Below are 13,003 nucleotides of genomic sequence, written 5' to 3'. Positions count from 1 at the left end.
CGCTGTGTGTCCGGATGCTACGGCGGAGGTGGGCCCCGCACATTCCGCCTCCTCAATTCAAAACCCTCCCTCGCCAAGTTTTGGCCACGTTCGCTCCAGTAGTTTTGCAGTCGAGTTCTGACCCAACGATGCAAGGAAAATCGGGCCTTTTGGCAGGGTTTCTCGCTTGACCGTCGGCGCTGGCACAAAGGGTCGTTATTGAGTTAGCCCTGAAGGGTTTAGGGAAATTCTCATCCGATGGCAAGGGATGATTGACACATGATGAACACCGTTTGGACTGATGAAGCTCTCAGCGCGGGGAAACAAGACGCTCTTGGGCGCCTACCGTATGCACAACGGGCGGCAGAACTTATCCAGGCGACTCACTCGTTCGAATCAAGTGCAGTCTTTGGGCTCACTGGACCTTGGGGTAGCGGCAAGACATCACTGGTCAATATGATCGTGGAAGAGTTGCAGAAGGAGCACCCAGAGTGGGGTGTGGCTAGGTTCACCCCGTGGGCGACTAGCGATGTTCCCGGGCTGCTAAGTGAGTTTTACTCATCCCTTGCTGAGGTGCTTCCGAAGAGCAAGGGCAAGCAAGTACGGCGGGCACTCGCGATGACCGCGTCAGTAGCTGCCCCGGCTGCGAAGCTCATTCCAATCGCTGGGGACGTCGCTGCCGAAGGAGTCAAGCTTGCAGCTGGTGCTCTGGCAAAGTCGCCTTCGTGGCAAGCGGCGTTCAACAAGGCATCAAGGGAACTGAAGGAGCTGAAACAGCCCATTCTCATTGTCGTCGATGATATCGATCGGCTTCATGGAGACGAATTGCTTGCGCTCCTGAAGGTAGTTCGGTTGTTAGGCAGGTTCGACGGTGTTCAGTACCTCCTCGCTTACGACGACGAGACCCTCTATCGGAGCATGACCGTGTCGAGTACCGTCAATCCACACGACGGTTCGGCGGAGCGGTTCATGGAAAAGATCGTTCAGTACCCGCTCTTCGTACCTCCCTTGTTGCGGCACCAGCAGATTTCACGCTTGAGAAGCGGGCTAGCGCGCATCTCTCGGCAAACTGTCGACGATGGTTCAGCAAGCCAGCGTCTCAGCAACCTGATTGACTGTTTCACGAGCCTACTTACGACTCCTCGAGCCATTGACCGTTACATCGCCCAGCTGCAACATCATATTCCGCTCCTACCTTCCGACGAGGTCGATGACGAGGACGTCCAACTGCTGACCCTAATTCGCGTCAGCTTCCCGTCCTTGTTCAATTCAATACCGCGGTACCGCAGCCAACTCATCTCCGGTCACACCGGTGAATGGAAAGTCGATGCCGGGTCAATAGAATACGAGCCGTTCGACATCGGGCAACTGTTCGAGGTCGTCCCTCAAGCGCTCCGCCTCGCTGCCAGGGACCTGTTGGTTTCGCTGTTCCCTAAGGTCGCCAAAAAGGGCCAGATCTCGGTTCATGGAAGTCACCGGCACCAAAGTGTGCAACACGAGGAATACTTCGACCGGTACTTCGCGATGGGGATCCTCGATCATGACGTCAGCGACGCAACCGTACATGCCGCGGTGAAGGCGGCCACAGACGGGGCTGCAGCGTCCTTAAGGGATCTCCTTACCGGAACGCAGGATGAATTGCGGAACCTGGTTTTAAGCAAATGCCTCAACCCGGCGAGCCAGCCGACCATGGACGAGGGGCGCATCCAGTTGGCTACAGTTCTTGCCGGGATTGCCAACGATTTCCCGGAGGACGACAGCGCGCCGTTCACCGAGCAGGATCAGCTTCTCTCCTGGATTGGTGACGTACTCATAGGACTTGCTAAAGAAACGCCTGCGGAAAAGCTTCGAACCGTGATGTGGACGTTCGACCGTCCAGCTCTTCGCATACGGGCATGGAGGAGGCTGGCATACAGCATCGATCATGCGTATCGGTCTGGGAAACCGTCTTGGTACGACGAAGTGACAGCGATGCTGGTTGATGACTCAACTGCCGACTTCCTGGAGCACCTCAAGCAAGGTGACGACGCTGCGACTAGTTCTGGTATCGGATACCAAGTCCACTTCGTTCTCTCCCATCGTGCAGAACAGCTTCGGACTGCTGTCCACAAACTCCTTGAATCGAAGGCTGTAGACCTCTCGATCTTGGCATCTAGGCTCGTGTCCGCTCAAACCATTAGCGGCACCAAACCCGACTGGAAGTTGTCGCCTGACTTCGACCAAGAAACGTTCAATCAACTCGCGCCGCCCACGAATGACCCGTGGTATGAGGAACCCGTGCAAGAAGTCAATATCCGAGACCTGAGCTGGGCGAACCGACGAAAGTATGCTGCCGGTCGTGTCAGCCGGCCCCCTTCCGGCATTTTCGATACGGGCGAGTCCATGGAATCGAACCGAGAATAGCGTTTCAAACTTTGCCCGCACCCGGTGCCGTCTAATTGCCGACTCACAGGCTGCCGTTTAGCGTCATCAGAAGGAACAACCTGCGGCCAACAGCCACCGACCCTTTTACAGGCTTACCTAGTGCAGGTCATAAAAGATCGTTATGGACCTGTCCGGGATGCGTCTCCAAACAGCTGAAAAACTGTGGCCCGGCCGACCTCTTCATCATCGCATCCCAGAGTCAGCCGCAGAAATGGTCGTTTTGACGCTGAGTCTCAATCCCAGTCGTGCTTCACGGGTAGCAGCGCGCCTGTCCCCCTTAGTTGAGTACGCCGGGGCCGTTTGGAAGGACGAGTACCAGCCAAAGGGTGTACCCGCTGATGGTCATGGTGCTGACCCACGCTTCCCAGCGTTTGAGGCCGATCTGGTTGTTGCTGTCGATCGGATGCCTGGCTCGGACGAGTGCCCTCGCTGTAGCTATGGCCGCGATGATGATGCCGCCGTAGATGAGGAGGCTAATCCCGACCAGACCGGTATCGAGTTGGACTTGGACGATCCTGAGGACCACGGCTACGATCATGGGCACTGCTCCCACGGTGATGATGACGGTACTTTGCCCATGCGCCTGTTGCTGCCTTCGGATCCATTGCATGCGCCGCCACCTTGAGAGTTCGCCTTTGCGCATGGTCGTGGGGTGCAGGGCATAGCTGTCTCCGACGACGAACCCGGTGAAGGTGACGGCAGTGGCTCCGCCTAAGGCGGTGATGATCGAAAACAATGTGGTCGCGGCTGGCCGATGGACGAAGGTCGCGGCGAGCACTTCAAATGCGCCGAGGATTGCCACGAATGCCAGGGCTACTGGGATGGCCATGAACATGACGGTTGCGGCGAGGTTGGCGGTGGGGTCGTCTTCGGCTGCTACTGCGGCGAGGCCGAAGGATCCGAGGAAACTGGCGAACACTCCGATGACGAGGAGACCTGTTGCGAGGGTGAGATTTTCGTCGCTGATTTTGTGGTCGGGGATGTTGAACACGACAACGATTGCAGTGACGGCGAGAGCTCCGAACGTGGCCACGATGGGCGCGTACCCTTGGGCGCCTTTGCGTGGGTCGTAGCGACCTTCGATTCGGTGGCTGAGACGCTTCCGGGCAGTTCGTACTCGTGCCATGCCTAAGGGTACGGCCGGCATCCCGTGTTTAGGGATGGTCGGCGCTACCTAGGCTGCGGGGACCGGTCCTATTCCTCTGTGTGACAGGATCCCGACGACGGAGTGAATCGAAATTACGGCCATCTCCCGCATACTCGGACATAAGGACCCAATTGGCGTCACCGGAGTCGACAGGGGCAGAAAGGGTCGCTTTTGAGCCTCGTGCCCGGGCTGGGATCACTTGTCCCTGCCGAATCCTCGGCAGCAGATAAAGGGACCACCAGACCTCTTCCCATAGACTTCCTGCTATGGAAGTGAAGTCCGTCAATCCAGAAGTCCTGCGCTGGGCCGTTAACGACGCCGGTTATGACGCTGAAACATTGGCGGACGCCACCAGGAAATCCTCCGAGGTCGTAGAGACCTGGCTGAAAGGAACCAAGAAGCCCCACAAGGGCGATCTGGACAAGATCGCAAAACTACTGGGTCGCAATCCCTACTTCTTCTTTCGAGCAAAGCCGCCTGAGACAGTCCCAGTCGTCGCAAAGTTTCGTAAGTCCATCGAAAAACAGGCAGTTCGGCCCGTCGAGGAGCTGAAGGAACTTCGCCATGCTCGGTCCGTCCAGAAGGTCGCCGACTGGGCAGCGCAGGAAAGCAATATTCACGCGCGTCTTACCCCGCGCCATAGCTCTCCTGAGAGCACCGCTCGTGATTTCCGGGAGTCACTTCAGTACTCGATTTCCGATCAAGTTGTCGCATCCAGCAAGTCCGCAGTATTCCGGGAATTTCGCCGGCAAATCGAGAATCTGGGCATTGTCGTTCTGCTTAGAAACGCGGGATCAAACAACTTCCGGGGTTTCTCGCTGCCTCACGGCCGGGTGTCGCTGATCTATATCAACGCCGCATATGAACTCCCGACGCTACGTACTTTCACCCTGCTCCATGAGGTGGCTCATCTGATTCGAGATGAGGAAACGGTCTGCCATGACAACGAAGGCGGGGTGGAAGCGTGGTGTAACCGATTCGCTGCTGCCGTCCTTATGCCAGAGAGTCATCTGAGGGCGTACCTTCAGACTAAGAAATTCACCTCGCTAGACGGAAACTTGGAGGCGGTACGCCTAATTTCCAACCGCTACGGCGCGAGTTGGGCAGCGGTGGCTATCAGGCTGAAATCCTTGGGCCTAGCAACTCAGCACCTCGTTGACCTCGTCGAACAGACGCGTGGTGAGTTTCTGGAGAAGAAATCTGCATTCTCTACAGTCAGACAAACCGTCCCAGTTAAGAGACAAGCCGAGTTCGGTGCAACCTATCCGCGGCTTCTCATCGACGCGATGGAACATGGCCGCCTGAGTGTTCTAGACGCAGCAAGGTACCTGCGGGCTGACGGTCCCCAGCTTCGAGAGCTCGCTAATGTCCTCAAGAGCGGGGCGTAGGGATGGACGTTTGCGTAGTGGACGCTTACGCCCTGGTAGCCCTCGAATCCCGCTGTGCGTCGGAAAGGGATGTACGGGCCTGCCTAATTACGATGACCACAAACGTGCAGTCAGCCGTCCTCACGTTCCCAGATCGGGTCGTGAAACATTGCCACTACTTTGACCCCAAGGGGACCGGGTACATGTGGGCACACGCCTGCAGTGGACATCGGCAAGAGCACGAGGCTCCAGACTCTGCGATCGGGCTCGTCATGGCCAACCATCCAGAAATAATGCCGGATGAGCAAGATCCGAAGGTACGCAAAGACGTCGACGCAACGCCGGTTGACGTCCTCGCCCTGGCCCTCGCCCTGCAGGATCAAGGGCATACCGCGACAATTATTTCCGAGGAGCCGGTCAGCCTGCCCGATCGGGAAACGCTAGCAATCGTAGCCCCGAAATTCGGCATATCGGTCATGAATTTGGAGGACTACATGATCGCTGAAGGACTGGCTCAACATCTGGCTGCCTAAGCCTAAAAGCTGAATACCTGGGTCTCTTTAGTGGTATCCGGTAGATAGTTTGCAAGCCAGGTTTCGTCGGTTATTCCTCGCCCCGCAAGGTCAGCAAGGAGCAGTTCGCAAAACAGGAGCAGTGCGCGTGCAGGGTCCCCTAGTAGGTACTGCCGCCCATAAGCTCGCAAGGCAGTTGCAGGGTAAACGACTTGATCGATGACTTGGGACATCTCCACCTGGGGTCCCCCGGGAGTTCGCGCTGGCAACTCCTGCCATTGCTTGGATAGCTTTTGTTTGCTATTGGGGTCCGATTTATGAAGTGGGACCAACTCAGGAACGTAGGGGACGGTTGAGGTTGCGCTACCCACCAGTCCGGGGGAAATGATGCATGTCAGATCAGGGCGCTCCGCTTCTGGAAGATTGGCGATGGCTTCGACAATGGATGCTGTCGCACCCTTGACGCTGAATCCAAACAGTACAAACATAGGCTGAGCCGTATCCGCTCGTGAATCTTGAAGTGCATTTAGCCTCGCCTTCTTACTCTTGAAGTCATTAATTGCTTCAATATCCACGGTCGTCTTGACCTCGATCGCCATAACGGCAGTCTCGACCGGAAATAGCAGCTGGCTGGTCTGTGCGAGAAGCTGAGGCTGCTTTGCTTCGTCAAAGAGAATGATGTCGGTCTGCGCTGAACGTTGCCCGGCGCGATCAAAAATTATGCCGGTTCCAACGCCAAGGGAAGAGGGCAACAGGCTGGTGAGCAGCTGAGCCAGCGAAATCTCGTTCGCGCGCCCCTTCTCTCCGTTGTGCTCAACTAGAGAGTTCAATACGTTGATCTCAATCTGCAGACGCCGCGTGACCCCTGACCAATACTCCTCAATAATTCCCTGCATATAGGTGACTTCCTGCCTCGGCGTACGCGTTCTATTGTTCAATAGCTCTGACTCAAGCATTGCATTGATGGAGAACACCAGGTTCCCGCTCGCCCTCGCAGATGACAATAGGCAGATCTCGACGAGGCGGCATTGCTTCCGGCGAGAGTACCGTTACTGCCAGCCTTTGGGTGCCTGCTTGCTGACCAGCAGGCTTTTCACGAACTCGCTGCGGACGACACCGGCGGATTCCATGGCCGTGTTGTTGGCGATCAGGGTCTTCCGCTCTGCTTTCTATTCATCGGTCATCGGGCCGGACTGTGCTTGGCTGACACCGTCGTAGCGTTCGCGGTGGGGGTGAACCCAAGTTTCTTCCACCTGTTAATCACTGGTTTGGCGGAGTGGTGGCCTTGCCAGTTGCGCTGGATGACGTAGGCGTTGGCGTCGTCTTCGGTGGCGGGTTCGCCGTCGGCCCGGTTCGCGCCCGAGACGTACAGGGCTTCTTCGTCGGCGTAGTATCTGGCGTCCTCCACGATCTCCTTTCCCTGGACTTCCAGTTCTGCACTTCGGGTTCTGCGATGAGCTCGGCGCGGGCGGCGATGTCCCGCTTGTCCCGTAGGCGCTGGGTGACGCGCATGAGCATGTCGGGTTCGTCGGCGAGGACTAATTCAAGTTCCTCGGTCGCCGCAGTGTCCACATAAGAAAGAACTCGGCCAGAAGCAGGGCTTTTTCCATAGTGCAGCCCGGGCGCAGGGGCGGCGTCCCCGGCGGTGGTGGACTTGGCTTTCTTGGCGATCTGTGCCGCTGACACTGCGATCAGGGAGAGTCGGTAGTCGGCCTCGACCCCGCCTGCCTCGGTCACCGCGGAACGGTGGATGTTCTCGACCACCCGCGCGAGCATGCGTTCTGCTTCCTAGGGGCTTCAGTTCTCCTGTCGCGGATGCTCCTCCACCTCGCTTTAGCAGCCGACCACCTTCACCGACGCATCCCGACCTTCGTTTCCTCGACATTCCCGTTCAGGTTGCCCCGCCTTCCCGCTGCATGACAACAGCTTCTTGTGCGGGCTTGTCGACCAACCCAGGATGCCTACGACGCCGCCCTGCCGCGACTTGGATCCCACCCCAACACCGGCCCGAGCTTCCCCGCCATGTCCGTCAGGATCTGCACGTAGTCCTCGTGGTCGAAGCTGAAGGGCAGGGCGAAGGCCACCTCATCCACTTCCCGGAACCCTGCGTGGGCGTACAGCTGCTCCGCGATCTCCTCGCTGGTGCCGATCAGATCAGCAGCGAACATCATGCCCCGCGGCCCCTGCGGAGAAGCCGTGCGCGGAGTGCGTTCGTCAACATACCGCTGGTACTTCTCCCGCTGGGCAGCAGTCGCCGAGTCAGTAGGGATCACCACCAGCCCCTGCGAAACCCGCGCCTGAACATGTCCGGCGGCAGCAGCCGCTTCGCGGAACGCCCGGATCTGGGACTGCTGGACCAAAGCGAAGTCCGGTTCCTGGTCCTTGTCGGGGAAGATCACGCTGCTGGAGAGCAGGTTGAATCCATGAGAACCCGCCCATACCGCTGACTTTGTACTCCCGGCCCCGTACCACAGCCGGTCCCGCAGCCCGGGCGAATGCGGCTCCACACGGTTGGAGAACTCCTCCACCACCCCTTGCTTGCCCGAGAATTCACGCACCCGCTCACCCGCCACCAGACGCGCAAACCGCTCCACCCGGGCGTAGCTGAAATCCTCCAGGTCCGCCGTATCCGGGTACAGCTCATGCTTCACTGTGTCGTACTGCATCGGCTCCCCCACGCTTACGCCGGGGTTGATCCGTCCACCGGCTAGCAGGTCCACGGTGGCCAGATCCTCCGCCAGGCGAAGCGGGTTCTCCCACCCCAGCGGCGTCACGGCAGTACCAAGCTCAATCCTCGAAGTGCGCTGGCTCGCGGCCGCCATCACGGCCACAGGCGAAGAAATCCCGAACTGCAGGTGCCGGTGCCGCAGCCAGGCACTGTCGAACCCCAGCCGCTCCCCCAGTTCAATGATCTGCAAGGTCGACTCGTGGCCGGCAGCTGGATCAGCGGGATCGAACAAGCCAATCGTGAGGAACCCCAGCTTCCGCAGGGGACGAGTGGGATGCGGCATCGGCTTCCTCCAAGTGATCAGGGAACGTGACTGTTTTTCAGACTAGGCCGTGGGCCACCGGATGAACCAACATGTCCCGCCGCCCCCAAGGCTCCGCCAGAAGCACCCTCACCCTTGACGGACGTGTCCGCACACGGGTTAGGCTCACCACGGGCAGGCGACGGCGCCGCCACAGGAGGAATACATGTCACTGCAGGAAATCGAATTCACGTCCGCCAACGGCCGCGACACCATCCAGGCCTGGGTCTACGAACCCATCGGCCAGCCCAAGGCAATCGTGCAGCTGGTCCACGGGCTCGGCGAGCACTCCCGCCGCTACCTCCACCTCATCTCCACGCTGGTGGACGCCGGATTCATCGTGGTGGCAGGTGACCACGCCGGGCACGGCCGCACCGCCATGCAGCAGGGCACCTGGGGCGACGCCGGCGAGGACGCCGCCAAGGTGGTGGTCGCGGACGAGCTCACGCTCCAGGCCAAAGCCAGGGCGGCCCTCCCCCAGCTTCCCTACGTGGTGTTCGGCCACAGCTGGGGCTCCATGATCGCGCGCGGCATGGCAGTGGACCCACAGGCTCAGCTGTCCGGCTTGATCCTGTGCGGCATCGCCGCCCAAATGCGCGGCATCGAAACAACGATCAACCGGCCGGAACTGGCGCGGCTTGCCTCCGGCGCCGGCGCAGCGGACGCCGCACCGCAGGACCTCGTGGGCCAGCTGTTCGATGGTTTCCTGGGCCGCTTCGGCGACAATCCCGGCCCCACGGCCTGGGTGGCGCTGGACGCCGACGTCGTGGCCGACCACGCCAGGGACCCCTTCAACAACTTCGGCGCACCCCTGAGCGCCCGGTTCCTGCAAGGCTTCGTGGACCTCTACGACCACGTCAATTCCGACGACTGGTACAAACAGCTCCCCGCGGACCTCCCCGTCCTCATCCTCGCCGGCGACCAGGACCCCGTGACCAACTACGGCGAAGGCGCCTACCACGTGGCCAACCGCCTCACCGATTCGGGCCACGCGGACGTCCGCGCCCGCGTCTTCCCCGGCGTCCGGCACGAGGTGCACAACGAACCCACCACCCGCGCCGAAACCGAGCGCGAAACGGTCGAATTCATCCAGCGCGTCACCCAGCGGCAGGATTCCCCAGCCCCGTAGGCAGCAGGCTGGCCGTCCCGGAGGAAAGCACCCCGGCGGAAAGGTACGACGACGGCACTAACCCCGCCGCCGTCGTCGAACCTTCCAGCCAAGGCAGTCCGGTACGTCAGGCCTGCCGTGCCTTCCCCGGCCAGCGGGGCAGCCGTGAAAAGGTGGGCCCCGCGGGCGCCGGAATCTTGGCAGGGTCGGCGCCCGGCCGCCGTCGCCGCAGCTCCAACGCCAGCGCCTCCTGCCCGCGGGCCATCGCCCACCGGTGGTTCGCGGCAAAGGCCGGCTTGAGCAGCCAACTCAGCCGGCGCAACAGTGGCTTTGCCGTGCTGACCCGCCAGTCGTAGGTGACCACCGTTTCGGGGCCGTCCTGCTCAAAGGTCCAGCGGCCGGCGCCGTTGAGGTCGCCCCGGGCCGAGATGGCGAATCCGTGCTCCGTGACGGGCTCGGTGACGGTGAGCTGCCACTTGAGCGTGTACGGCAGCCAGCCCTTGGTGTGGAGGAAGAACGCCTTCCCGGTGCCGTCCGGATTGCCCGGATCCAACTGCTCAACAGCCAGATACACCGACGGCCACCAGCGGGGAAGCGTGCCGGCATCGCCCAAGATGTCCGTGACCTCCCGAGGGGTTCCCGCCACCCGCCAGACAGTCAGGAATTCGTAGTCAGTGCTGCTGGTCGAAGTGCCGGCCATAGGTGCCTCCACGGCGAGGATGAATAGGCGGCCCACAGTACTCACGCCCCTGTTTGCGGTCAACGGGTGCCCGTAAAACGCCTACTGGCGCACGGGCCGGGACCTGTACACATGGCCCGGGACCAAGGGCGTTCCCTCGAAGAGCTGCGGGACGGACACCAGCTGGTAGCCCTGGGCCTGCAGCGTGGAAATCAGCTCCTGTTGCCCGGCGATCGTCGTCGGCTGCACGTCATGCATGAGCACCACCGCGCCGGGCGTGATCTCCTTGAGCACTTTGGGCACGAACACTGCCGGGTTCTTGCTCTGCCAGTCCAGTGAGTCCACGGCCCAGATGATGAGTGGCTTGCCCACAGCGCCCTGCACTGCGGCATCGGCCGCGCCGTAGGGCGGCCGCATCATGACCGGGGTGGAGCCGGTCGCGGCCAGGATGGCGGCGTCCGTACGCTCCATCTCCTTCTTGACTGCGGGGGTGGGCAGCTTGGTCAGGTAAGGGTGGCTGAACGTGTGGTTGCCGATCGCGAAGCCGGCGTCGGCCACCTGCTTCGCGGTTGCCGGGTTGGCGGCCGTATTGGACCCGGTCATGAAGAACGTGGCCTGGGCCTTCCGCTCTGCCAGGATGGCCAAAAGCTCCGGCGTAGTGCGGGCGTCCGGCCCGTCGTCGTACGTCAAGGCAGCGCACGGGACGATGTCGCAGTTCACGTGCCTGGCTGCCGGCGCTGTCGCGGGACGCGGGACGGCGGCGGCGTTCAGCTGCCCCAGGACCTGCCGGCCGTAGTCGCTGAGCACCGCGCCGGCATCGGCGGCGTTCATGGTCAAGGTCACGTTGCCCCCGGGGTTTCCCGGAACCTCCGCGGACACCGCCAGCTCCCCGGACGGTTTCAGGACCAGGTCGCCTACCGGGATGTCCTGCCGGACGGGGGTGGCGATCTGCGCTGGAACGCCCACCATGCGCGACTGGATGCCCGGAACCGCCTCCGGCCGCACCAGCTCCGCGCCACCACGGACAGCCCCGGAAACCGTGTCAACATAGACGGTTTCGGATCGCTCTGAGACGGTCCCGCCCGTCCCGGACGTCTTCACTTTTTGGCGGACAACAATCACTGTTCCCGCAGCCTGAACGGGCGCCGCGGACACCGTCAGCTCCTGGCCCGCGGGCTGCTGTGCGTTCAGCGCCATCGCGGGCCGGTACCGGCCACCCGCCGGGGCAGCGGCATCGAGGAGTCCCAGCAGCCACGAGTCAACATGCGTGTTCAACCCCGGCACCCCGTCAACGTAGGTCCAGGACGCATGCACGTGGTGCTCCCCCACGTGGGCCGTCAAGGCCATCCCGTACCCGCCGGGCACCTCCACCGGCCCGTCCAGCGCATCCGAGAGCGGCTGGGGCAACGCCACGGTCTCCGGTTGGCTGGAAACCCGTTCGTGGGCGTGCAACGCCGGGTACGGCGCACCGGCCATGCTGTCACCACCGCAGACGAGAGCCGCTACGCAAATCGCCGCCAGGAGGACATGCAGGCAGGCGGCAGCTACGCTCCCGCGGGTGCGCCCCATCCCCAGCCCCATCGATCCGCACGCTCCTCAGGTGTTGACCCTTCGATTGTCCCTTACTGAAGAGCCCGGATGGTGAAACCCGGGGGGCGTTGCCTGGAACCGGGGAGCGCCGGCGCGCTAGATGGTCACGTTGAGCCCCGCCGTGTAGCCGGCCGCCGCCGAGCCGGTCATGGTCGCCAGCTGGTAGATGCCGCCGTCGTCCCCGAACACGTTGTCCGACTGCAGGGTGGTGCGGGTCATGTTGGTGACGCTCTTTTCGTATCCGGGGGTGGCATAGACGTCGTCGCAGGCCGCCTTGGGCAGGGCGATCTGGGAGACGGCCAGCACCTGTCCGGCAGAGGTGGCATTGTTCATGGACTCGAAGACCTCAAAGTGGATGTGCGGCCAGCGCCCGGAGTAGGCGGCCGGGAAGATGGACGTAAAGGTGACCTGCCCGTTGGCGTCCGCTTCCTGCACGCCGCGAAGGTAGTTCTCGTTCTTCAGGCTGGAGTCGTACATCGAGTACTTCCCGTCCCGGTCACAGTGCCAGGCGTACACCGCGGCGCCGGCCATCGGGGTGCAGCCGTTGGCGTTGTCCAGGAGGGTCAGCGTGAACGTCAGCGGCACGCCCTCCGCCGTCGCTGACGCGCTGCCGAAGCTTGAGGTGATGTCCCGGCGCACCACGCCGGAGGCTTCCAGGACGTTCGGCCCGTTGGAGCCGTCGCCTGGGTAGGGGCCCGCCGTTTCCTCCGGAATCTCCACCCCGCATTCGGCGATGGCCCGCGTCAGCGCTGGCGTGGCCGAGGCGGCAGCGGAGCCCGTGGATGCTGCGACGGAACCTGAAGACGCCGCCGAAGAAGTGGCTGACGTCGTAGCCGACGACGTGGACCCCGTGGTTCCGGCAGGGGTGCAGGCGGCGAGCGCGGCGGCCGCCCCGCCTGCACCCAGGAACAGCCCCAGGGTGCGGCGGCTCATCAGGGTGGTCAGATCGAACTCCAGCCCGCGGTCATGGTTGGGATGGGGCTGGTCGACGTCGGGCTGATCGGGTGTGCGTGAAGTGGTCATGGTCCAAGGAAACCGCATGAGGCTATGCCGGGGACTGGTGGTATCTGTGCCCTTGCTGTGCGTCCTGGCGGGCTTCATGCTGCCGGAACCTGCCCCATGGAAGGCTCGACGACGGCACCCACCCCGCCGCCGTCGTCGTCCGTTC

11 protein-coding genes are annotated in these 13,003 nt (G+C 61.9%); 4 read left to right on the top strand and 7 right to left on the bottom strand.

Annotated elements, in window-relative coordinates:
• The first annotated feature begins 258 nt into the window (after positions 1-258).
• Positions 259-2,382 carry a KAP family NTPase gene (locus AC4EEO_RS00200; RefSeq protein ID WP_491339593.1) on the top strand — a complete coding sequence of 708 codons (2,124 nt, stop codon included), beginning with the start codon at positions 259-261 and terminating at the stop codon, positions 2,380-2,382.
• Between the two features lie 298 nt (positions 2,383-2,680).
• On the opposite strand, the gene AC4EEO_RS00195 is transcribed toward AC4EEO_RS00200, so the two are convergent.
• Complete coding sequence (locus tag AC4EEO_RS00195) at positions 2,681-3,529, bottom strand: hypothetical protein (protein ID WP_491339592.1); 849 nt, start codon at positions 3,527-3,529, stop codon at positions 2,681-2,683.
• Between the two features lie 287 nt (positions 3,530-3,816).
• On the opposite strand from AC4EEO_RS00195, the gene AC4EEO_RS00190 reads away from it, so the two are divergent.
• Entirely contained in the window at positions 3,817-4,938 is a 1,122-nt protein-coding gene (locus AC4EEO_RS00190) for an ImmA/IrrE family metallo-endopeptidase (protein ID WP_491339591.1), read from the top strand.
• A gap of 251 nt (positions 4,939-5,189) precedes the next feature.
• The gene (locus AC4EEO_RS00185; RefSeq protein WP_491339590.1) at positions 5,190-5,450 is read left to right on the top strand and encodes a hypothetical protein; all 261 of its coding nucleotides are present in this window, start codon (positions 5,190-5,192) and stop codon (positions 5,448-5,450) included.
• A 2-nt stretch (positions 5,451-5,452) separates the two neighbouring features.
• On the opposite strand, the gene AC4EEO_RS00180 is transcribed toward AC4EEO_RS00185, so the two are convergent.
• From AC4EEO_RS00180 to AC4EEO_RS00170, 3 genes are all read right to left on the bottom strand, one after another.
• Positions 5,453-6,403, bottom strand: a complete 951-nt coding sequence (locus tag AC4EEO_RS00180; protein WP_491339589.1) for a DUF6602 domain-containing protein — start codon at positions 6,401-6,403, stop codon at positions 5,453-5,455.
• Positions 6,404-6,609: 206 nt separating this feature from the next.
• The gene (locus AC4EEO_RS00175) at positions 6,610-6,837 is read right to left on the bottom strand and encodes a hypothetical protein (RefSeq protein WP_491339588.1); all 228 of its coding nucleotides are present in this window, start codon (positions 6,835-6,837) and stop codon (positions 6,610-6,612) included.
• Between the two features lie 553 nt (positions 6,838-7,390).
• A complete protein-coding gene (locus AC4EEO_RS00170) occupies positions 7,391-8,440 on the bottom strand; it encodes an LLM class flavin-dependent oxidoreductase (RefSeq protein WP_491339587.1) in 1,050 nt (349 codons plus the stop codon).
• Between the two features lie 184 nt (positions 8,441-8,624).
• Between AC4EEO_RS00170 and AC4EEO_RS00165 the strand changes: the two genes are divergently transcribed.
• Positions 8,625-9,587 carry an alpha/beta fold hydrolase gene (locus AC4EEO_RS00165; protein ID WP_018763872.1) on the top strand — a complete coding sequence of 321 codons (963 nt, stop codon included), beginning with the start codon at positions 8,625-8,627 and terminating at the stop codon, positions 9,585-9,587.
• Between the two features lie 106 nt (positions 9,588-9,693).
• Here AC4EEO_RS00165 and AC4EEO_RS00160 read toward each other — a convergent pair whose 3' ends face one another.
• The 3 genes from AC4EEO_RS00160 to AC4EEO_RS00150 all read right to left on the bottom strand — a co-directional run bounded on the left by AC4EEO_RS00160 (position 9,694) and on the right by AC4EEO_RS00150 (position 12,858).
• Positions 9,694-10,266, bottom strand: a complete 573-nt coding sequence (locus AC4EEO_RS00160; protein WP_491339586.1) for an SRPBCC family protein — start codon at positions 10,264-10,266, stop codon at positions 9,694-9,696.
• A gap of 81 nt (positions 10,267-10,347) precedes the next feature.
• Positions 10,348-11,814, bottom strand: a complete 1,467-nt coding sequence (locus AC4EEO_RS00155) for a polysaccharide deacetylase family protein (RefSeq protein ID WP_491339585.1) — start codon at positions 11,812-11,814, stop codon at positions 10,348-10,350.
• Positions 11,815-11,931: 117 nt separating this feature from the next.
• Positions 11,932-12,858: an intradiol ring-cleavage dioxygenase gene (locus AC4EEO_RS00150; protein ID WP_491339584.1), complete on the bottom strand. Its 927-nt coding sequence runs from the start codon at positions 12,856-12,858 to the stop codon at positions 11,932-11,934.
• Positions 12,859-13,003: the final 145 nt, after the last annotated feature.

Source organism: Pseudarthrobacter sp. MOO13 (genome assembly GCF_058267655.1).
This window is presented reverse-complemented; position numbering and strand designations above follow the sequence as displayed.